The organism is Saccharothrix saharensis (assembly GCF_006716745.1).
In the GTDB taxonomy this organism is placed as follows: Bacteria; Actinomycetota; Actinomycetes; order Mycobacteriales; family Pseudonocardiaceae; genus Actinosynnema; species Actinosynnema saharense.
The window spans coordinates 8,643,389-8,665,125 of the sequence record NZ_VFPP01000001.1 but is presented as its reverse complement, the minus strand read 5'-3'; the positions used below and the strand labels follow the sequence as shown (position 1 = coordinate 8,665,125).

General features: G+C 73.5%; 14 protein-coding genes. 1 reads left to right on the top strand and 13 read right to left on the bottom strand.

The window, feature by feature from the left end:
- Positions 1-56: 56 nt before the first annotated feature.
- From FHX81_RS39125 to FHX81_RS39065, 13 genes are read right to left on the bottom strand one after another with little or no spacing between them, the layout of a single operon-like run.
- Positions 57-1,334, bottom strand: coding sequence for an MFS transporter (locus FHX81_RS39125; protein ID WP_141983470.1), 1,278 nt, complete (start codon positions 1,332-1,334; stop codon positions 57-59).
- The gene (locus tag FHX81_RS39120) at positions 1,334-3,283 is read right to left on the bottom strand and encodes a carbamoyltransferase C-terminal domain-containing protein (RefSeq protein ID WP_141983469.1); all 1,950 of its coding nucleotides are present in this window, start codon (positions 3,281-3,283) and stop codon (positions 1,334-1,336) included. The genes FHX81_RS39125 and FHX81_RS39120 overlap by 1 nt, the downstream gene beginning before the upstream one ends.
- A complete protein-coding gene (locus tag FHX81_RS39115) occupies positions 3,265-4,053 on the bottom strand; it encodes a thioesterase II family protein (protein ID WP_141983468.1) in 789 nt (262 codons plus the stop codon). The genes FHX81_RS39120 and FHX81_RS39115 overlap by 19 nt, the downstream gene beginning before the upstream one ends.
- Positions 4,028-5,314 (bottom strand): cytochrome P450, encoded by a 1,287-nt coding sequence (locus FHX81_RS39110; protein WP_141983467.1) that lies wholly within the window; start codon positions 5,312-5,314, stop codon positions 4,028-4,030. The genes FHX81_RS39115 and FHX81_RS39110 overlap by 26 nt, the downstream gene beginning before the upstream one ends.
- On the bottom strand, positions 5,311-7,005 hold the full coding sequence (locus tag FHX81_RS39105) for a non-ribosomal peptide synthetase (RefSeq protein ID WP_141983466.1): 1,695 nt from the start codon (positions 7,003-7,005) through the stop codon (positions 5,311-5,313). The genes FHX81_RS39110 and FHX81_RS39105 overlap by 4 nt, the downstream gene beginning before the upstream one ends.
- 28 nt (positions 7,006-7,033) lie before the next feature.
- A complete protein-coding gene (locus FHX81_RS39100) occupies positions 7,034-7,717 on the bottom strand; it encodes a hotdog family protein (protein ID WP_141983465.1) in 684 nt (227 codons plus the stop codon).
- Positions 7,717-8,616, bottom strand: coding sequence for a GHMP family kinase ATP-binding protein (locus FHX81_RS39095; RefSeq protein ID WP_141983464.1), 900 nt, complete (start codon positions 8,614-8,616; stop codon positions 7,717-7,719). Before FHX81_RS39095 ends, FHX81_RS39100 begins: the two co-directional genes overlap by 1 nt.
- Positions 8,613-13,967 (bottom strand): non-ribosomal peptide synthetase, encoded by a 5,355-nt coding sequence (locus FHX81_RS39090; protein WP_141983463.1) that lies wholly within the window; start codon positions 13,965-13,967, stop codon positions 8,613-8,615. Before FHX81_RS39090 ends, FHX81_RS39095 begins: the two co-directional genes overlap by 4 nt.
- Positions 13,964-15,004 (bottom strand): GntG family PLP-dependent aldolase, encoded by a 1,041-nt coding sequence (locus FHX81_RS39085; RefSeq protein WP_141983462.1) that lies wholly within the window; start codon positions 15,002-15,004, stop codon positions 13,964-13,966. The genes FHX81_RS39090 and FHX81_RS39085 overlap by 4 nt, the downstream gene beginning before the upstream one ends.
- Complete coding sequence (locus FHX81_RS39080) at positions 15,001-17,277, bottom strand: pyridoxal-phosphate dependent enzyme (RefSeq protein WP_141983461.1); 2,277 nt, start codon at positions 17,275-17,277, stop codon at positions 15,001-15,003. Before FHX81_RS39080 ends, FHX81_RS39085 begins: the two co-directional genes overlap by 4 nt.
- Positions 17,278-17,303: 26 nt before the next feature.
- Positions 17,304-18,764 (bottom strand): argininosuccinate lyase, encoded by a 1,461-nt coding sequence (locus tag FHX81_RS39075; protein ID WP_141983460.1) that lies wholly within the window; start codon positions 18,762-18,764, stop codon positions 17,304-17,306.
- Positions 18,761-18,979: an MbtH family protein gene (locus FHX81_RS39070; RefSeq protein ID WP_141984391.1), complete on the bottom strand. Its 219-nt coding sequence runs from the start codon at positions 18,977-18,979 to the stop codon at positions 18,761-18,763. Before FHX81_RS39070 ends, FHX81_RS39075 begins: the two co-directional genes overlap by 4 nt.
- 41 nt (positions 18,980-19,020) lie before the next feature.
- The gene (locus FHX81_RS39065) at positions 19,021-20,814 is read right to left on the bottom strand and encodes a non-ribosomal peptide synthetase (protein WP_211363702.1); all 1,794 of its coding nucleotides are present in this window, start codon (positions 20,812-20,814) and stop codon (positions 19,021-19,023) included.
- A 376-nt stretch (positions 20,815-21,190) separates the two neighbouring features.
- Between FHX81_RS39065 and FHX81_RS39060 the strand changes: the two genes are divergently transcribed.
- Complete coding sequence (locus FHX81_RS39060) at positions 21,191-21,706, top strand: FBP domain-containing protein (RefSeq protein ID WP_246108188.1); 516 nt, start codon at positions 21,191-21,193, stop codon at positions 21,704-21,706.
- Positions 21,707-21,737 lie beyond the last annotated feature (31 nt).

Genomic DNA, 21,737 nt, shown 5'->3' with positions numbered 1-21,737 from the left:
GGGGCGACGGCGAAGAGGGTCACCCGGTCCGGGTGGCCCTCTTCGCCGTCGCCAGGTCAGGCGGCGGGCTGCTCGGTCGGGATCTCCTTGACCGAGCGGATGCGGGTGCAGGCGATGTAGACGCCGGAGCTGAGGATGCCGATCGAGCCGATGATGAGCGCGGTGGTGGCGCTGAGCACGTTGCCGACCACGCCGCCGAGCAGCGCGCCGAGCGGGCAGACACCCATCACGATCATCCGGATCGAGGCGTTCATCCGGCCCTGCAGGGCGTCGGGTGTGACCGCGGACCGGTAACTGCGCTGGTTGACGTTGTAGACGATGACCATCACCGCGTCGACGAAGTGCATGACGATGATCAGCACCACCGCCGCGGGCTTGGGCACCAGCGTGGCCACGGGCACCAGCAGGGACGCGCCGCCCGCCAGCCACTGCGTGACCACCAGCAGCGTGCCCAGCGGCAGCTTCCGCGACACCCAGCCGGAGATCACGGCGCCCACCACGCCGCCCACGCCGGACGAGGACAGGATGAGGCCGATGTAGATCGGTTCCAGCGCGAGCGTGCGGGTGATGAAGATCAGGAACACCGGCTCGATGAAGAACGTGAACAGGTTGAACAGCAGCGCGGTGATGGCGAGCGTGCGCACGATCGGGTTCCCGAAGACGAACCGCAGGCCCTCACCCACCTCCCGCCAGAAGTCCGGCTTGCGGGCGTCGGGCTGCTCCTCCTCGTCCTCGGGCTCGGCGTGCGGATCGACCTTGATGCGCTGCGTGAACACCGCCGACAGCGCGTAGGCCACGGTGTTGAACAGCAGCGCGAACGGCGCGGTGAGCACCTGCACCAGCGCGCCGCCCACCGCCTCGCCCGCCATGCGGGAGGCGTTGTTGCTGATCTCCAGCTTGCCGTTGCCGTCGACCAGGTCCCGTCTGCTGACCACGCTGGGCAGGAACGAGGCGCTGCCGATGTCGGCGATCACCGTGCCCACGCCGATCAGCACCGCGATGACCAGCAGGAACGGCATGCTGAGCAGGTCGAGCACGGCGGCCAGCGGCACGAGGAGCAGCAGGATCCCCCGCCCGAGGTCCGCCGCCACGATCACCGGGCGCTTGGGCAACCGGTCCAGCCACACGCCCGCGAACAGGCTCACCACGAGGTAGGGCAGGAACGACACCGCCGACAGCACGCCCATCTCCAGCACGCTCGCGTTCAGGGTGAGCGCGGCGAGCAGCGGGATCACACCGGCGGTGATCTCCGCCGCGAACAACGACAGCGTCTGTCCGAACCACAGGTTGCGGAAATTCGCCTGCCGGAACAAGCTGCCTGGCTGGCCATTCATCACTTGTGCCTTCCGGAGGGAAACCGGGTGCCCGGTCCCTGGTCGCGTCGGAACTCGTCGACCCAGAATTCGAACGCCGGATCGACCGAGCCAACATAGTCGGCCAACCCATTCAGGTCCTCGGCGCCATCCGGTTCGGGTTCGGCCCGCAATTGGGGCATCTGCGTCATCAGGTACATCGCGGCTTCGGTGTAGCCGGCGGCCACCCACTTGTGCCACGCGGCGTCGCGATCGGATTCCTGCCCGGCGAACAGCCGCTCCCGGCGGGTGCGCGGTGGCAGGGACGCCGCCGCGGCGTCGACGCGCAGCGCGATCCGCTTGCCCAGGACGTACGCCACGGCGATGCCCTTGCGCAGGCAGAACGTCAGCGCCTCGGCGGCGGTGTCGACGATCGGCTCGCCGCGGTCGTTGAGGGAGGTGTTGCACAGCACGGGCACGCCGGTCGCGTCGTGGAACGCGCGCAGCGCCCGGTGCAGCAGCGGGTTGTCGGCGGCGGTCACGGTCTGGTGCCGGGCCGAGCCGTCGAGGTGCAGGATCGCGGGGACCCGGTCGCGCACCTCCGGCCGCACGGCGACCGCTTCGAGCATGAACGGCGACGGGCGGTCGGAGGCGAACCACTCCCCCGCGTGCTCGGCCAGCACGACCGGTGCGACGGGCCGCCACCACTGGCGCTGCTTGTGCTCGTTGAGCAGTTGCTTGGTCTTCGCCGACCGCGGGTCACCGAGCAGGCTGCGGTGGCACAGGGCGCGCGGCCCGATCTCGGCCGCGCCGTCCACCCACGCCAGCGGCGCCTTCGCCACGTCGAGCACGAACCGGTCGGGCGAGAAGTCGCTGACGTCCTCGACCCACGGCGCGAACTCGGCCAGCGCCTCGTCCAGGTCGGTGACCTCCGCGCCGTGGTAGGCGGTGCCCAGCCGGTGCCGCGCGGTGTCGAACGCGCCGGTGGCGTGGAAGCCGAGCAGGCCCAGGCCGTAGGACTGGCCGGAGTCGTTGGCGCACGGCGGCGCGAGCAGGCCGCGGAAGCCGAACCGGTCGAGCAGCGCGGTGTTGGTCGGGCAGTTGAGCGCGTAGCCGCCGCTCATCGACAGGTACGCGGTCGAGGCGTCGACCCCGGTCAGGTCGAGCAGCCGGCGCACGTTGCGCTCGGCGATCAGCTCGCACGCCCGCTGCACGACCTTCATCACCGCGCTCTGGAGGTTCTCCTCCTCGGTGAAGTCCGGGTCGGGTTCCTGGCGCGCCAACTGGTCGCGGGCGGCCGCGACGATCGACTCGACCAACGGGACGGCCTCGGACACCGGGTGCACCCGGCCGCCGCGGAGGTCGAGCGAGGTCACGCGGTCGACGTCGAACTCGATCGCGTTGGTCGAGGCGGAGGCCAGCGCCATCAGCGTGCCCGGCTCCTTGCCGAACAGCTGCTCGGCCGCCGAGTACAGCGGGGCGGGCGACTCGACCGGCGCGTAGGTGATCCGACCCCGCTGCGACACCGCGCCCGCGTACCAGTAGGGCTTGGTGTCCTGCTCCAGCACGAAGTCCGGCGCGGCGTCCACGGCCATCGCCACGATCGTGCCCTCGGCGAAGACGTCGCTGTCCATCAGCAGCCCGCTGAACAGGTGGGCCAGCGAGTGCACGGCGTAGTCCCCGGTGCCCGGCGGCAGGGGAACGTCCTGCGCGCCGGGCAGGCCCGGCGTGCCCCAGGTGGTGCGGATGTCGGCGAGGGTCAGGCCTTCCGAGGCGAGGAGCTCGGTCAGCACGGCCCGGGCTCGTTCGGGGGTGTACAGCGGCCAGTAGTGGTGCTTCTGGCCGCTGAACCGCTCCACCTCCCACAAGCGGACCAGCTCGACGGCGGTCGCGGTGCGCCGCCACAGGCTGATGTTCTGGTCGTGCCGGGGTCGGAGCACGGCGTGCTCGCCCGGCGGGGTCAGGTAACAGCTCAGGACGTACTCGGCCACGCTCGTCCCCCTGGTTGTGCGGCGAGTGCCTTGGTCATCGTCTGGTCGAGCTCGGCCACCAGGTGCTCGGGCGCGGCCAGGAACGCGTGGTGCCCCCCGGTCAGCACGGGCGCGGAGAACCGGCCGTCCGGCGCGTACTCGCGCCAACCGCCCATCTGGTCCGGCCGGATCTCGACGTCGTCGGCCCACCCGACGGCGCACACCGCGCTCGACAGGGTCATCGGCTCGTCCAGCCGGTAGCGCTGGTTCGCGCCGATGTCGGCGCGCAGCACGCCGAGCCCCAGGTCGATCATGTCCGGGTCCGGGTCGCCGCCCATCGCGCGGGTCAGGCCGGCCAGCTCGACGCCCAGCTCGGCGTCGGTCATGGACAGGAACCGACCGTACGGGCCCTCGTGCGGGGCCACCTGCGAGGACATGAACAGCACGGTGGGCGCCGGTCCTCCCGTCTCGTGCAGCCGCACGGCCGTGGCGAACGCGGCGAGCGCGCCGCCGCAGTGGCCGAAGAACGCGAACGGCCGGTCCAGGTACGGCAGCAGCAGCGGCACGGCGGCCTCGGCGAGGTCGGCGTAGCCACCGTAGTGCGGCTCGCGGATGCGGTTCTCCCGGCCCGGCGGCTGCACCGCGCAGACCTCCATCGACCCGACCCGCGCGGGCCACCGGGCGTACATCGACGCGCCCAGCCCGGAGTAGGGGAAGACGAACAGGCGGGCGGCGGCGTCCGGGTCGGGCCGCCGCAGCAACCACCTACCTCGACGGGGCGGGGACGACATCGGAACCTCCCTCCAGCTCGGCCGCGGCGCCGGGCCGCAGGACGGCGCGCACCGGCATGCTCCGGATGCCCGCCACGAAGTTGGACCTCAAGTGCGCCACCGGACCGGCGAGCTCGAACCGCTCCACCAGCCGCACCAGCTCGCCGAACAGCAGGCGCAAGGCGATCCGCGCCAGCGGCGCCCCGATGCAGTAGTGCGGGCCGAACCCGAACGCCACGTGGCGGTTGGGCGTGCGGGCGACGTCGAACCGGTAGGGGTCGGCGAAGACCCGCTCGTCGCGGTTGGCCGAACCCAGCCAGGCCACGACCGCCTCGCCCGCCCGGATCGGCTGCCCGCTCAGCTCGGTGTCGCCCACGGCGTGGCGCATGAAGTGGTTCGCGGGCGACGACCAGCGCAGCCCTTCCTCCACCGCGAGGTTCGTCCGGTCGCGGTCGCCGGTCAGCCGCGCGTACTCGTCGGGGTGCTCGGTGAACGCCAGCACGGTCGCGGCCACGGCGTGCGGTGTGGTGACGTTGGCTCCCAGCAGCAGGCTGTAGCAGTTGTAGACCAGCTCGTCGGCGCGCATCCCACGACCGCCGAGGTCCATCGCCTTGAGGAACCCGATCAGGTCGTCGCGCTCGCCGCGGCCCTGGACCTGCTCGCCGAAGTACTCGAACAGCTCGTGGTGGGCGGCGGACAGCGAACCGTGCCCGGCCTCGGCGCCGAACGACGGGTCCTCCGGCGCGACGGCCATCGTGGTGAGCCGGGCCAGCTCCGGCCAGTCCTCCTCGGGCAGGCCCATCAGCGCGCCGGTGAACTCCATCGGGAACCCCGCACCCGCCTGCGCCACGTCCCACGGCTCGTCACCCGCCAGCGGTGCGATCATCCGCCGCACCACCCCGAGCACCGACGGGTGGCGGGAGCGCAGCGCGGCGAACGACAGCGCCTTGGCCATCGGCTCGCGCATGTCGGTGTGCACGGGCGGGTCGCTGGCGGCCATCATCTTGTTCGCCGCCGGGTCGACGCCGCCGAGGATGGACAGCAGCGTGCCGCGCTTGGAGGTGAACCTGGTGTGGTCGCGCAGCACGGCGCTGACGTCGGCGTGCCGCGTCACGGACACGAACCCGCGCCCGTCGGGCAGCACCTGGCGGTGCACGGGAGCGCGCTCGCGCATGGCGTGCCACACCACGTGCGGGTCGCCGTCGGAGTAGGTGGCGGCGTCGAACAGGTCCACCGCGTCGAGGTCGACCGCCTCGTCGCCGGTCGGTGTGCTCAGCCTCATCGACGTCCCCCCGCCGCGTCCAGGTGCTCGGCCAGTTCGGCGATCGTGGGGTTCTCGTAGAACGTGCGGGCGCGGACGAACGTGCCGCGCTCGTTGGCGATCTCCGTGGTGATCATCGTCGCGAGCAGCGAGTGGCCGCCCAGCTCGAAGAAGTCGTCGTCCACGCCGACCTCGTCGACCTCCAGCACGTCGGCCCACAGCCGGGCCAGCCACTGCTCCAGCTCGCCGTCGGGCGGGCGGTAGTCGGTGTCGAGGTCGGGCCGCGCGCGCACCGGCGTGGCGGCCAGCGCCGCGCGGTCCACCTTGCCGTTGGGGGTCAGCGGAAGCGCGGGCAGCCGGCTGAACGTGGCGGGCACCATGTACCGGGGCAGCGCGGCGGCGAGGGTGCGCCGCAGCTCGGCGGCGGAGACCAGGCCCTCGGTGGTGTAGAAGGCGGCCAGCCGCTTGCCGCCCGACCGGTCGGGCTGCGCCACCACCGCGGCGTCCGCCACGTCCGGGTGCGCGGCCAGCGCGGCCTCCACCTCGCCGGGCTCCACCCGGAACCCGCGCAGCTTGACCTGGGCGTCGGCGCGGCCGACGAACTCGTACGCGCCGTCGGGCAGCCGTCGGGCGAGGTCCCCGGTTCGGTACATGCGCCCGCCGGGTGTCCCCGGGTCGGGCAGGAACCGCTCGGCGGTCAGCGCGGGTCGGTCCAGGTAACCGCGCGCCAGGCCGTCGCCCGCCGCGTACAGCTCGCCGACCTCGCCGTCCGGCACCGGCCGCAGGTCGGCGTCGAGCAGGTGCACCGCACCGCCGCGGATCGGCTTGCCGATCGGCACGGTCGCCGTGGTGAGCCGCCCGCGGACGGGGTGGCAGCAGGTGAAGGTGGTGTTCTCGGTGGGGCCGTAGCCGTTGACCAGGACGGTGTCCGGCAGCAGCGCCACCGCTTTGTCCACGTGGGACGGTGACAGCACGTCACCACCGGCGATGAGCTGCCGCACGCCCTTGAGATCGGCCGGGGCGGTGTCGACGACCTGGTGGAACAGGCCGGCGGTCAGCCACGCCACGGTGACGCCCTCGGCGCGCACGACGTCCGCGACCTCCGCGGGCGACAGGTCGCCGGGCGGCGCCACGGCCAGGCGGGCGCCGTTGAGCAGGGCGCCCCACACCTCCAGCGTGGAGGCGTCGAAGGCGATCGGGGCGTACTGGAGGACGACGTCGTCCGCGGTGAACGTGACGAAGTCCGGCCCGTCCACGAGCCGGGCCACCGCGCGGTGGGGCACGCACACGCCCTTCGGCGTGCCGGTGGACCCGGAGGTGTAGGCGATGTAGGCCAGATCGTCCGCGTCGACCTCGACGTCCTGACCGCGCGGTCCGTCGACCAGGACGTCGTCCTCGGTCAGCACCACGGTCGCCCCCGCGTCGGCGAGCACGGCGGCCCGCCGCTCGGGCGGGTCGTTCGGGTCCAGCGCCAGGTAGCACGCCCCGGCGCGGAGGATGCCCAGCAACGCCACGGCGAGCAGCGGCGACCGCGCCAGGTGGACGGCCACCACGTGCCCGCGCCGCACACCGCGCGCGCCCAGCGCGTGGGCCAGGCGGGCGGACGCCTCGTCCAGCTCCGCGTAGGACAGCCGCTGCCCTGACCCGGTCACGGCGGTCCGCCGCGGCACGGCGGCGACTTGGCGCGCGAACAACGCCGGGATCGTCCGCATGTCACACCCTTTCGGTCTCGTCCCCATGTCAGACCCCTCCGGCCTCGAGCGCCGTCCACTGGGTGGTCGAGGTGGCGACCAGGTCGCCGTCGGCGCCGTAGACGCTCGTCAGGTTCACCGCGGTCCGCCCCCACCGCTCCTCTCGGCGCGCGACGACGACGTGCGGCGCGCCGGGCCGCGGCGGCCGGACCACCTCCGCGGTCATCCGGGTCAGCACCATCGGGTCCGCGCGCGGGTCGGCGGTCCAGCCGCCGGGGCAGTCCAGCACGCCCCACAGCACCTCGGTCGACACGTCCTCGGGCACCCACCCGCACGCCACCACGCCGTCGCGCCCGGCCACCGGGCCCGGTGCGAGCCGCAGCCCGTCCTCCCGGTCGTGGCCGCACACGAAGCAGGTCGGGAACGGGTGGTCGCGGTGGCCCAGGTAGCCCTCGGACGCGCGCCGCGCCTCGTCCGGCGACACGGGATCCACCACCGGGACGGGTTTCCGCGCCGCGCCCACGGTGGCGATCAGCCGGTCGCCCAGCCACAGGTGCGACCGGCGCGCGCCCGCCTCCAGCCGCATCGGCGTGTCCAGTGGCGGCGGCGCGATCAGGGTGACCACGGCGTGCCCGGCGGCGGGCGGGACGAGACCGGCCAGCAGCCCGCACGCGTACCCGCCCTGGCCGGAGTCGGGCGGCCCGTTGAAGCGGGCCGGGATGGTGACCTCCATCAGGCACCCACCCTCTGCGGCGCGCAGGTCGACTCGACGCACAGCGACGTGTGCACCGACACCGTCCCGGACAGGCCGCGGCACTGCTCGACCACGGAACGCACCTTGTCCTCGCGGGACGGGTCGTTGTCGGCGATGAGCACCCCGATCACCGTCCCGCTGTGCGCGATCACCAGGCCGAGCGCGTCCACCTCCGCGCCGATGCGCCGCAGCGCTGCCAGCAGCGGGCGCGGTCGGACCTTGGTGCTCAGCTCGGCGCTGCGGGTGGAGACGGCGCCGACCGCGGCGAGGTCGTGCCCGCGCACCGCCGCCGTCAGCGCGTCCAGCAGCTCGGCGTACTCCTGGCGGTCCCGCGCGGTGTAGGGCTTGGGCACCCGGTTGTGCCGCACGGTGTCCACCTGGCCGCCCTCGTCGACGCCGACGATGGTCAGCACCGGCAGGCAGCCCAGGCGTTCCCGCAGCCGCACCTCGCGGTGGTAGAACGCCACGATGCCGTCGTGCATGACGCCGTCCGTGGGCTCGATGTGCCGCAGGAACCCCTCGATCGCCACGGCGTCGAGCGGCTGCTCCAGCGCGGCGGCCACGGCCCGGGCGGTGGCCACCAGGTCGGCCGAGGAGCTGGCGAGGCCCTTGCCCTCGGGGAGCCTGCCCGCCAGTTCGAGCACGCCACCGCCGCGGTGGCCGCCGAGGGCGAGCATCCGCTCGACCAGCAGGCGTGACTTGTCCTTGTTCGGCGGTGTCACGACCACCGGGTCGTGCTCGCCGGTCAGCTCGAACCGCGCCGACGAGTACTCGGTGATCGGCAGCGTGACCAGGAAGTCGCGCTCCTCCTCGGGCAGCGCCCCCTGGAGCAGTTCGCCGAACGTGCCGAAGGCGCGGCCGTGGCCGATTCGGGTCACGCGCGTCCTCCCCGGTCGAGGTCGAGCAGCGCCGCGACCGCCGCCGCGTGCGGTGGCCGCACGAGCGAGAAGTGGTCGGCGGTCAGGTCGTGCACGGTGAAGCGACCGGTGACGTGCCGGGCCCAGTGCCCGGCGCTGTCGTGCTCGCGGTTCTCCTCGCCCTGGACGAACACCGCGTCGCCGTCGTGGCGGCCCGGTCGGTGCCGGGCGTGGGCGCGCACGTTGGCCTCGAACACGGCGAGCAGCGCGTCCGCGTCCTGGCCGTGGTCGTCGCCGAGCTCGTGGCGCAGCTGCTCGACCAGGTCCGCGCCGTCGGTGTCGTACTGCCCCGGGTAGGACGGGTCGACCATGGCCAGCGAGGCGACGCGGTCCGGCGCGCGGACCGCCATCTCGTGCGCCACGACCGCGCCGAACGACCAGCCGGCCAGGTGGTGCCGGGGCAGGCCGCGCAGCAGGTCGAGGTAGGCGGCGGCGGTCTCGCCGACGCTCGCGGCGGGCCGCGCCGCGGCCGACACCCCGTGCACCGGGTGGCGCGGGTCGATCGCCTCGACCAGCGCCCGGTAGGCGAGCAGGGTGCCGCCCGCCGGGTGCACCAGCACCACGGGCGTGCCGTCGACGCCGGGGCGCAGCAGGTGCAGCCGAGGCCGGTCGTCCACGCCCGCGCCACCGCCGGTGAGCAGGGCCGCGATCGAGCGGACCGTGCCGCCGTCGAGCAGCTCGGTCACCGGCAGCGCCCGGCCGAACCGCTTGCGCACCGCGGTGAGCAGCCGCAGGGCCTTGAGCGAGTGGCCGCCGAGTTCGCCGAACGTGTCCAGCACGCCGACGTCCTCGACGCCGAGCACGTCGCGCCACACCTCCAGCAGCACGCGCTCGGCCTCGGTCGCGGGCCCGACGGCGGACGGCCGGTCCCGTCGCACCTCGACCGCGGCCAGCGCCTTGCGGTCCACCTTGCCGTTGCGCGACAGCGGGATCGCGTCCACCGACTGCCACAGCCGCGGCACCATGTGCTCGGACAGCCGGTCGAGCAGGAAGGCCCGCAGCGCCGCGGGATCCGCGTCGCCGACGAAGAACGCGGCCAGCGCCCCGTCCCGGGCCACGACCGCGCACTCGCGCACGCCGTCGTGCCCGCCCAGCACCGCCTCCACCTCTGTCGGCTCGACCCGGAACCCGCGGACCTTGACCTGGTCGTCCACCCGGCCCAGGTACTCCAGCTCGCCGCCCGGCAGGTGCCGGGCCAGGTCACCGGTGCGGTACAGGCCGTCGACGAACCGCTCGGCGGTCAGGTCGGGCCGGCCCACGTACCCGTCGGCCAGGCCGACCCCGCCGATGTGCAGCTCGCCGGTCACGCCGATCGGCACGGGCCTGCGGCGCGCGTCCAGCACGTGCAGGCGGACGTTGGCGATGGGCCGCCCGATCGGCACGACCGCGCGCCCGTCGTCGCGGCACCGCCAGTGGCTGACGTCCACCGCGGCTTCCGTCGGCCCGTAGAGGTTGACCAGCTCGGCCGGGTGGGTGGCGAAGAACCGTTGCTGGAGGTCGTGCGGCAACGCCTCGCCGCTGGCGAACACCCGCCGCAGGGACGTACACGAGGGCAGGCCGTCGTCGTCCAGGAACGCGCGCAGCATCGACGGCACGAAGTGCAGCACCGTCACCCCGGCCTCGCGGACGATCCGGGTCAGGTAGGCGGGGTCGCGGTGCCCGTCCGGCCGGGCGACGACCAGGCACGCGCCGGTCATCAGCGGCCAGAAGAACTCCCACACCGACACGTCGAACGAGTACGGCGTCTTCTGGAGCACGCGGTCGTCCGGCCCGATCGGGTACTCGTCCTGCATCCACAGCAACCGGTTCGCGATGGCGCGGTGCGGAACCACGACGCCCTTGGGCCGGCCGGTCGAGCCGGACGTGAAGATCAGGTACGCCGGGTCGTCCGGTGCCACCGCCGTCGCCGGCGGGGTGTCCGGGTGGTCGGCGGGGACGTCCAGCGGATGCGCGCCGGGCAGGTCCCAGTCGGCCAGCAGCACCACCGGCCGTGCCTGGTCGACCATCTCTTGGGTGCGCGCCGGCGGGTTGTCCGGGTCGAGGGGCAGGTACGCCCCGCCCGCGCGCACGACCGCGTGCAGCGCGACGACCAGCTCCACCGACCGCCTGGCGCTCACGCCGACGAACGTGCCGGGGCCGACCCCGAGCGCGACCAGCCGGTGCGCGAGGCGGTTGGCGCGTGCCTCGAACTCACGGTAGGTCAGCACAGTGTCCTCGAAGCACACGGCCGGCGCGTCCGGTTCGCCGCGGGTGAGCGCGTGCAGCAGGTGCGGCCGGTCGTAGTGCCGGTCGGTGTCGTTCCACGCGGCCAGCAGCGCCCGTTCACGCTCCGGCCGCAGCTCCGCGTCGACGTGCGACCCGTCCGGGTCCGCGACGAGTGCGTGCAGCGCGGCCAGGTAGTAGTCGCGCGCCCGTCCGACCTGGTCGGCGTCGAGCCGGGTCCGGTCGTGCCGCAGGCCGATGGCGATCTCGCCGGTCTCGGCGTCGCGGAAGAACTCGGCGCCGAACGGGAAGTTGGTCGGCACCACGCTGTCCTCGTCCAGCAGCTCCAGCACGTCACCGGACGGCTGGTCGCGCGAGACGTGGAAGTGCGTGTAGTTGAAGAACGTCTCGAACAGCGGCTCGCCGCCGTGCGCGCGTTGCAGCTCGGCCAGCGGGAACCGGCGGTTGGGCTGGATCGCCACATCCACCTCGGCCACGTGCCGCACCAGGTCGGCCCACGTGCCGTCGGCCACCCTCAACCGGAACGGCACGGTGTTGAGGAACAGGCCCAGGACGCGGTCGCCGTCGACCTGCTCGCCGCGGCCGTTGTAGACCACACCGGTCACCACGTCGTCGCGGCCCGACAGCAGCGACACCACGCGCAGGTGGGCGGCCAGCAGCACCACGCGCACCGACACCTTGAGCCGGTTGGCCAGCGCCAACAGCCCCGCGCCGACCTCGGCGGGCACGGTGAACTCCGTCATGGCCATGTCCGGCTCGGCCGTCGCCGGGCCGCCCAGCGGCAGGCCACCCGCCGTGACGTCGTCGAGCAGGTCGGTCCAGAACGCGCGCTGGGCGTCGTCGGCGAGGGCGGCGCGTTCGAGGGCGACGAACGCGCGGAAGCGGGCACGAGGTGGCGGCGGGACCTCGCGGTCGTGGCCGAGCGCCCGGACGTAGAGGGTGAGCAGCTCGGCGAACAGCGACCGGCCGCTCCAGCCGTCCATGATCGCGTGGTGCTCGACGATCCACAGCTGGACCTCGTCGTCGGCGCGGCGCTGGACGTGGAAGCGGATCAACGGCGGGCGGGTCCAGTCGAACGGCCTGGCCCGCTCGGCGCGGAACCGCGCGGCCACGGCCGCCTCCACGTCGACCGCGCCGCGCAGGTCCTCGAACGTGAGCGGGGCGGGCACGTCGGCGTGCACGAGCTGCACCGGCTCGGCGAACCCGGCCACCGCGAACGACGTGCGCAGCACCTCGTGCCGGTCGAGCACGGTCGTCACGGCCTCGCGCCACGCGACCTCGGAGTACTCCACCCGCAGGTGGTAGGTGGCGACGTTGTGGTAGAGCTGCTCGGAGTCGGCGGACTCGCTGTGGTAGAGCATCCCCGCCTGCAACGCCGACAGCGGGTAGGCGTCGACCACGTCGTCGCCGACCAGCTCCCGGTCGGCGGGCGCGAGCAGGTCCAGGCGGCCGTCCTCGACGGTGTTCTCCGGCTCGACCAGCGTGGTGCGCGGCGCGAGTTCGCGGATCGTCTGGTGCAGCACGAGGTCGGTGACCTTGATGCCGAGGCCGTGCTCGCGGGCCCGGGCCAGTAGCTGCACGCTGCGGATCGAGTCGCCGCCGAGCTCGAAGTAGTTGTCGTCGATGCCGATCGGGTCGCGCCCGAGGACCTGCGCCCAGATGCCCGCCAGCACGGCCTCCACCGCGTTGGTCGGCGCGGCGTACGGCACCGGCTCGTCCCAGTCGTCCACTTCGGACTGCCGCGGGCGACCGGTGGCCGACGTGAGGGGCCGGTCCGGGTCGGCGGCCACCTCCTCCAGCAGCCGGGCGTAGCGCTCGGCGAACCGGCCCACCTGCTCGGCGGTGAACAGGTCCGACCGGTACTCGAAGTTGGCGCCCGCGCCACGCCCGCGGTCGGTGACCTCCAGGGTGAGCGGGAACTTCGCCGTGCCCGAGTCGAGCAGGAACGGCGTGAAGCTGACCCCGGCGGCCGTGCGCGCGCTGCCCCCCTGCTCGAAGAAGGTGAACAGCACCTGGAAGACCGGGTGGCGATCGCCCGCGCGTGGCGGCTTGACCTCCTCCACCACGAGCTCGAACGGCACGTCCTGGTTGGCGAAGGCGTCCAGCGCCGTGTCGCGCACGCGGCGGAGCAGGTCGCGGAACGTCGGGTCGTCGTCCAGCCGGGTGCGCACGGCGAGCGTGTTGACCAGCAACCCGACGGTGCCCGCGAACTCGGGCCGGGCGCGGTTGGCCGACACCGTGCCGACGATCACGTCGTCCGTGCCGGACAGCTCGCGCAGCAACACGTCGAAGACCGCCAACCCCACCATGAACAGCGTCGCCCCGGACTCGGCGGCCAGCTCCCGCAGCCGCACCACCGCGTCGGTCGGCAGGTCGAACGACAGGTCGGCGCCCGAGGGCGGCCCGCCCCCGCCGTCGCCGGGCAGCTCCAGCACGGGCAGCGGGTGCGCCAGCACGTCGCGCCAGTGCGCGAGCTGCTTCCCCGCGGCGGGCCCGGCCAGCCACTCGTCCTGCCAGCCGGAGTAGTCGGCGTACTGGAACTCGGGCTCGGGCAGGTCGGGCTCGCGACGCGAGACGTGCGCCGCGTACCCCTCGACCACCTCGTGGAACACCAGGTCGGCCGACCAGCCGTCGCACACGATGTGGTGCATGGTCAGCACCAGCACCGACTCGGCCCCGGCCAGGCGCAGCAGCGCGACCCGGAACAGGGGCCCGCGCTCCAGGTCGAACGGCCGCGCCGCCTCACGGGCCACCCACTCGTCGGCCGAGCCGACGCCGTCGGCCGCACCGGGCCGCGCCACCGTGAACTCGGGCTCCGCCACCGGGTCCACCACCTGCACCAGCTCGCCGTCGGCGAGCGCGAAGCGGGTGCGCAGCGCCTCGTGGCGGGCGACCACGCCGGCGACGGAACGGCGCAGCGCGGCCTCGTCCACGTCACCGGTCAGCCGGTAGCACAGCGGCACGTGGTAGGTCGGCGCGTCGCCGACCACCTGCTGCACGAAGAACATCTGGTACTGCGCCCGGGACGCTGGGAAGACGTAGACGCCCGCCGCCGAACCCTGGTCGGCGCTCATCCGGTCGGTGCTCATCCCCTCGGCCCTCGCTTCACCACGTCGCGGACCACCGTCACCGCCCGGTCGACGTCGGCCTCCGTCACGCCGGAGTGCGTGACGGCGCGGATGCGCCCGTGGCCCAGCTCGCCCACGGCCAGGCCCTCGGCCGCGGCGGCCGCCACGAACGACCGCCAGCTGAACCCGTCGACGCGGAACATCACGATGTTGGTCTGCACCTGCGCGGGGTCGACCTGGACGCCGTCCACGTCGGCCAGCCCCTCGGCGAGCCGGCGGGCGTTGGCGTGGTCCTCGGCGAGCCGGTGGGCGGTGGTGATGGCGAGGATGCCCGCCGCCGCGATCACCCCGGCCTGGCGCATCCCCCCGCCCAGCAGCTTGCGCAGCCGCCGCACCGCGGTGATGAGCTCCGCCGAGCCCGCGACGATCGAGCCGATGGGCGCGCCCAGGCCCTTGGAGAGGCAGAACTGCACCGAGTCGGCGTGCTCGGCGATGCGCGCGACCGGCACGCCCGACGCCACGGCGGCGTTGAACACCCGCGCGCCATCCAGGTGCACGGCGACCCCGCGCTCGTCGGCGAACCGCCGCACCTCGGCCAGGTAGTCCAGCGGCAGCACCTTGCCGCCCGCCCGGTTGTGCGTGTTCTCCAGGCAGATCAGCGCGGGTAGCGCGAACTGCGGGTCGTCCGGGTCGTCGGGGAAGCCGCGGGCCAGGTCGTCCAGGGCCAGCGTGCCGTCGGGTGCGGTGCGGATCGGCTCGTAGACCACCCCGCCCAGCACGGACGCGCCGCCGGCCTCGTAGATGTGGATGTCGGACTCATCGCCCACGAGCACCTTCGCGCCGCGCGGGGCGTGCGCCATGATCGCGGTGAGGTTGGCCATGGTGCCGCTGGGCGTCAGGCACGCGGCCTGCTTGCCGAGCGTGGTGGCGGCCAGCTCCTCCAGCTCGCGCACGGTCGGATCCTCGCCGTACACGTCGTCGCCCAGCGGCGCGGCGGCCATCGCCTTGAGCATGTCCGGGGTGGGCAGGGTGAAGGTGTCGCTGCGCAGCTCGATCACTGGTCGCCCTCCGACTCGATGCGGGTGTCGATCCGGCCGAGCGCGGCGGTGAGCGCGGCGTCGACCTCCTCCGGGCCCTCGGCGCGGGCGATCACGTGGCCCAGGCGGTCGTAGGCGTTGACGGGCGGGCGCACGGTCGCGCCGGCCCGGGCGGTGACGGTCACCTCGACCACCCCGGGCACGGACCGGGCGGCGGCCACCCCGTCGACCGCGCGCAGCACGCCGTGCTCCGGCGCGAGCAGGAACGCGATGCCCGCGTACCCGGTGTCCCCCGCGGCCAGCTCCGGTGGCAGGCCGGCGCCCACGCGCAACTGCTGCTCCAGCAGCTGCACCCCGGTGGCCAGGCGGATCAGCTCGGGGATCATGCCGCCGGCGAGCCTCGGGTTCACCTCGACCACGGCCGGGCCGCGCTCGGTCAGCACGACCTCGGTGTGCGTGGCCCCCAGCGTCATCCCGGCCGCTTCGACGGCACGCCGGGCGGCGTCGGTGAGCGCGTCGGCGTCCGCGCGGTCGAGCGGCGCGGGGAAGAGGTGCCGGTGCTCCACGAAGTGCGGCCCGCCGGTGACGGACTTGCGGGTGACGCCGACCAGGTGGGACTCGCCCGCCCAGCCGAACAGCTCCACGCTGAACTCCGGGCCGCGCGCGTACTGCTCCACCAGCACGCGGCGGGCCGTCGGCATGCCGCGGACGTTCTCCCGCACCGCGAGGACGCGTTCGGCCTGCGCGGCGACCGTCGCGGCGTCGTGGCACAGCACCACGAGGTTGGAGCCGGAGTCGTCCACGGGCTTCACCACGCACGGCAACCCGACCTCGGCGACCGCCGCGGCCACGGCGTCCGCCGTCACCGGCTCGTCCAGCACCGCGAACCGGGGCTGTGGCACACCCGCTTGGGCCAGGCGGCGGCGCAGCAAGGACTTGTCGCGGCACGTGCGCACCGCCTCCACCGGGTTGCGCGGCAGGCCCAGCCAGGCAGCCAGGTCGGCCACGGCGGGCGCGTAGAAGTCACTGGTGCTCACCACCCCGGCCAACTCCTCACGCCGGAACCGGTCCTGCACGGCGGTGCGCAGCGCACTCGGCGAGTTCGTGTCGCACACCAGCACCTCGGCCCCGGTGGCGGCCAGGCCCGCGTACCGCTCCGGCTTGCCGGTCAGCAACACCGGCCGCAGGCCCAGGCCCGCGGTGAGGTCCAGCGCGAGCATCCCCGTGCCGGTGGTGTTGGCTTCCACGAACACCAGGTACCGGTCGAGGTCCTGGCCGCTCTTGTTCACCGACCGGGACCACCGGTCGACCTCGGTGCCGTAGTCGACCTGCTCGGGCGCGTCGGCCGCGGCCAGGTCGGTCAGCCCGGACGCGGCCCAGTACTCGTCGCTGTAGACGGTGTCGGCGTAGCGGTCGCCGCGGTCGGGGAAGATGCCCACGATGCGGGTGCCCGGCTCGGCGCGCGACGCCACGTCGGTGAGCACCCGGTAGACCGAGCCGGACGTGTTGCCCGCGAAGATCTGCTGCTCGGCCGCCAGCGCCCGGGTCGCCGCGAACGCCTCGTGGTCGTTCAGCCAGTGGACCTCGTCGACCAGCGTGCGGTCGAGGTTCTTGGGCAGCAGGCTGTTGCCCAGGCCGCTCTGCAACCGGCGCGGCTCGTCGGGCTGGTCGAACAGGGCGCTGCCGACGCAGTCCACGCCCACCACGTGCAGTTCCGGCAGGCTCTCCCGCAGGGCGCGCGACGTGCCGCACAGCGAGCCGCCGCTGCCGACCGACCCGACCAGCACGTCGACCGAGCCGAGGTCGTCCAGCACCTCGCGGGCCAGCTTGCGGTAGGCGCCGGGGTTGTCGGGGTTGCTGTACTGCTGCGGCCAGAACGCGCCGGGCAGGTCGGCCATCAACCGCTCCAAGCGCTCCAGGCGCGCGCTCTGCCAGCCGTGCGAGGTCATCGCCTCCACGACGTGCACCCGGCAGCCGAGGGCGCGCAGCTTCGCGAGCGTCATCCGGTCGATGCGCGGGTCGGTGACGATGTGCACCGGGTGGCCGAGGGCGGTGCCGACCAGCGCCACGCCGAGCGCCATCGTTCCCGACGAGCTCTCCACGATGTGCGCGCCGTCGACGAGCGCGCCGACCCGCTTGGCCTCCAGCACGATGTTCGCGGCCACGCGGTCCTTCATGCCGAACAGGTTCTGGAGTTCCAGCTTCGCGTAGACCTCGACCCCCTCGGCCGCGGGCACGCGCAGGCGCACCAGCGGCGTGTGGCCGATCGCGTCGGTGATGTCATCGAAGATCATTCTCGGCTGCTCCCCCGGTTCCGCCGCTACCCGATGTCCCGCGCGCGGTCGAGCCCGGCGCGCCGTGCCGCCCACTGCCCCGCCAGCGCGGCGTGCTCAGCGGCCTGCGCGTCGAGTTCGGCCACGACGGCGTCCGGGTGCGCCGACCCGGCGGTCGGCGTGGCCCGCAGGCTGCGGTCGGTGTCGAACGCCTCGGCCAGGAACGCGCCCGGCTCGGCCACCACGTACCCGGCCTCGGCCGCGATGCGGGTCAGCAGCGCCGGGTCTGGCTCGGTCGGCGGCAGGCCCGCGTCGAGCGCCGCCACCACGTACCGTCCGGCCAGCACCTGCGCCTGCCGCCACGGCACACCCGCGTGCAGGGTCAGCGAGGTGGCCAGTGCGAACCCGCCCAGGTACTCCCGCTCGCACGCCGCGCGCATCCGGTCGGCCCTGAACTCCAACCGCTGGAGCACGGCGGTCAGCAGCCGCACCACGGACCGGGCCGTGTCGAGCGCGTCGTACAGCTGGACGCCGGCTTCCTTGGACACCTCGACCAGGTTCGTGTACGGCGTGCCGCGCTGCCCCAGCGCGGCGTCCACGTGGCACGAGGTGAGGTGCGCGGTGCGGCCCCGGATGCGTTCCAGCACCGGGAAGTTCTTCTTCTGCGGCATCGCCGAGGAGATCCCGCTCAGCTCGTCGGGCAGGTCGACGAAGCCGAACCCGGCGCCGGCCCACGTGATCAGGTCGGTGGCGAACCGGCTCGTGGCCACGCCGAACAGGGACAGCTCGGCGGTGATCTCGGCCGCCCACGCCCGGGACGCCACGTCGGTGAGCGCGTTGCGCCCGGCTCCGGCGAACCCGAGCAGGTGCGCCATCCGGTCGCGGTCCCACGGCAAGTTCTGGCCGGTCATCGCGCCCGCGCCGAGCGGGCAGACGTCGATGCCGTCGTAGGTTGCCAGCAGCCGGCGCCCGGTGTGCAGCAGGTGGCCGGACTGCGCCGCCAGGTAGAAGCCGGGCGTCATCACCTGCGCCGCCTGGTAGTGGGTGTGGCCCGGCATCGGGCTGGTCAGGTTCGCCGCGGCCAGGTCGTGTGCCGCGGTGGTGAGCCCGAGCAGCCCTTCGGCGAGGTCGACCAGGCGTTCACGGGCGAACATCAGCTGCGCGCACGCCTGGAGGTCGTTGCGGCTGCGGTCCACGTGCCAGTGCGGCGCGGGGCGGGGCAGCCGGGTCTCGACGTGCCGCTCGACGGCGAAGGCGACGTCGGACAGGTTCGCCCGCGGGTCGGCGGTCAGCGTGTCGGGGCCGATCCCGGCGAGCAGCGCGTCCACGTCGTCCGCCTGCTCGGGCGTGAGCACCCCCATCCGCCGGTACTCGGCCACGAGGACGCGTTCGATCGCCACGTAGTGCGGCAGCAGGTGGCGGACCTCCCGCTCGAACTGCGGGCGCAGCACCTCGTCGTGGAGCAGGTCCGCCGGGTTCGCGGCCAGCCGACCGGTCAGCGCCGTCACGCCACGCCCTGGGACATCTTCCGCCGCAGGCTCAGCGGGCGCATGTCCGTCCAGACCTCGGCGATGTGCGCCAGGCACGCGTCCTTCGTGCCGGTGGCGCCCTCGGCGCGCCACCCCGCCGGGACCTCCCGGTCGGCGGGCCACACCGAGTACTGCTCCTCGTCGTTCACCACGACCGCGTAGGTGCGGGTGTCCTCGTCCTCGCGATCGACCATGCCGTCCGCCCCTTCCTCCGTCGTCACCTGGTCCTCGGCGGTCACTCGGTGCCCCCGAGCATCGCCCGCACCTCGTCCTCGGACATGTCGTCGATCTTCGCCACCAGCAGGCGCTCGATCTCCCCCGCCAGCTCCGCCACGGTGGGCGTGCTGAACACCACGCGCACCGGCAGGTCGACGTCGAACCGCTGCCGCACCCTGGCGGAGAAGCGGGTCGCCATCAGCGAGTGGCCGCCGAGGTCGAAGAAGTCGTCTTGCGCGCCGACGCGCTCCAGCCCGAGCAGTTCGCGCCAGATCTCGGCGACCGCCTCCTGGGCGGGCCCTTCGCAGGGCACGTACTCGGCGTCGCCGCCGCGGGGGCGCGCCGGTGTGGGCAGCCGCTCGCGGTCGACCTTGCCGTTGCTGTTGAGCGGCAACGAGTCCAGCACCACGACGACCGACGGCACCATGTGCTTGGGCATCCGGTCGGCGACCAGGTGACGCAGGTCCTCCGGGTCGGGCGCGCGGTCCGCCTCGGCCGGGGTGGTGTAGGCGACCAGGTGGTCGTCCTCGCCGAGGCGGCGCAGCACGACGACCGCGTCGCGGACCAGCGGCGAGCGGCGCAGGGCCGACTCGACCTCGCCCAGCTCGACCCTCATGCCCCGGATCTTGACCTGGTGGTCGTCGCGGCCGACGAACTTCACCGTGCCGTCGGGCCGGCGGTAACCGCGGTCGCCGGTGCGGTAGAGCCGTTCACCGGGCGAGAACGGGTTCGGCAGAAAAGCCCGCGCGGTGGTGGCCGGGTCACCGAGGTAACCGCGCGCCAGGCCGACGCCCGCGATGTGGAGGTCGCCCACCTCCCCCGGCGGCAGCTCGCGGAAGTCGGCGTCGAGCACGTGCACCCGGTTGTTGTCGAACGGCAGGCCGACCGACACCGCACCGGTGTCCGCCGCGTCCGCCGGGCCGCACGTGTGGTTGGTCGAGTCGATCGACACCTCGGTCGCGCCCCAGGTGTTGTGCAGGCCGACCGACGGCAGCAGCGTCAGGAACCGGCCCACCGTCTCCGGCGGCAGCGCCTCGCCACTCGACGTCACGTCGCGCAGCGCCGACAGGTCCCACCCACCGCGTTGCTCGATCTCGTCCAGCAGCATCGTCAGCATGCTCGGCACCACCTGGAGGTAGACCGAACGGTGCTCGTGGAGCGCGTCGAGGATCGCCCGCGGGTCGCGGTGCACGCCGGGTTCCAGCACGGCGACCCGGCCGCCGACCGTGAGCGGCCAGAACAGCTCCAGCGCGGAGTCGTCGAACGTCAACGTCGTCTTGTGCAGCACGGTGTCGCCCGGTCGCAGCCGGTGCTCGCGCTGTGACCAGGTCATCCGGTTCACCCAGCCCTCGTGGCTGCTCGCCACGCCCTTCGGCACGCCCGTGGAGCCGGAGGTGAAGTAAACGGAGACGAGGTTCGCGCCGCACGCCCGCCGGTCGGGCCGGTCGGTCCGCGGCGTCGCCGACGGCGGCACGGCGGTCACGTCGTCGGGCAGCAGCGGGCGGTACCCGTTGGTGACCACGCAGACGCGCGCCCCGGCGACCCGCGTGATCTGCGCGATCCGGTGCACGGGCAGCTCGGGGTCCAGCGGCAGGTACGCCCCGCCCGCCTTCAGGATCGCCAGCAGCGCGACCACCATCTCCACCGACCGGTCCACGCACAGCGCCACCACGTCGTCCAGGCCGACCCCGGCCTCGACCAACCGGTGGGCCAGCCCGTTGGCCCGCGCGTCCAACTCTGCGTACGTCACCTGCTCGGCACCGAAGACGACGGCGGCGCGCTCGGCGCAATCCGCCACGCGGTCCTCGACCAACTCGTGCAACCCCCGGTGGGCCGGAAAGTCCGCGTCGGTCCGATTCCATTCCTCAGGCACGCTCAACCCGCCCCCTCACCGCGATGGACCGGGGCCGGGCAGCCGTCGGCCACCACCGTTCCCCAAGAAGGTGATCAGTCGACGCGGAATGTGCGTCAACCGCCTCGCCCAGCTCCCCAGAACCTTCCCGCCGATTTCCGGCAAGTGCGATCAGACTCTTCCTAGCACAGGGCTCCACGGGTGGCAACGACCGTAGCGAGCGCCAACTCCAGCCGAGCAACCCCTTGCGCGGACGCGGCTCTGCGTGTAGTTGAAGTACCGCACGGACACCTGTTTGACCTGGGCCGTAGGTCAGGCATACTGGCAATGACGGCGCATGATCGAAATGAAGGGCAAAAGGGTGCGACCGACCCCGGCGGAGGAAATCAGGAAGTCGTTCGTCAACTGCTCGAAAGGCGAGGCGAAGAAGCTCACCCTGCCGGCCGACCTCCATTCGAGGAACTGGACGGAAACCGACTTCCTCGGGTGGATCGACCCGCGCGCGGTCAACAACGCCTACCTCGTACTGCCCCGGGACGGGGGTGTGGTGGGCGTGGTGCTGCGCGCGAACACCCCGCCGAAAAGCGCGCTGCGGTCGTCCTCGTGCGCCTTCTGCCTCACCACCCACGTGCTGTCCGACGTGGGGATGTTCGTCGCCCCGAAGGCGGGCGCAGCCGGGCGCCGGGGCAACACCGTCGGCACGTACGTGTGCGCGGACCTGGCCTGTTCGGCCTACGTGCGGCGCAAGCGGCGGCCATCGGCGCCGCAGCCGGCCGAGACGCTGGACGACGACGAGCGGATCGCCCGGATGCTGACGAACATCAACCACTTCGTCGAGAAGGTCCTCGACTGAAGCGGATTCCGACGGCATCACCGCGGGGGGA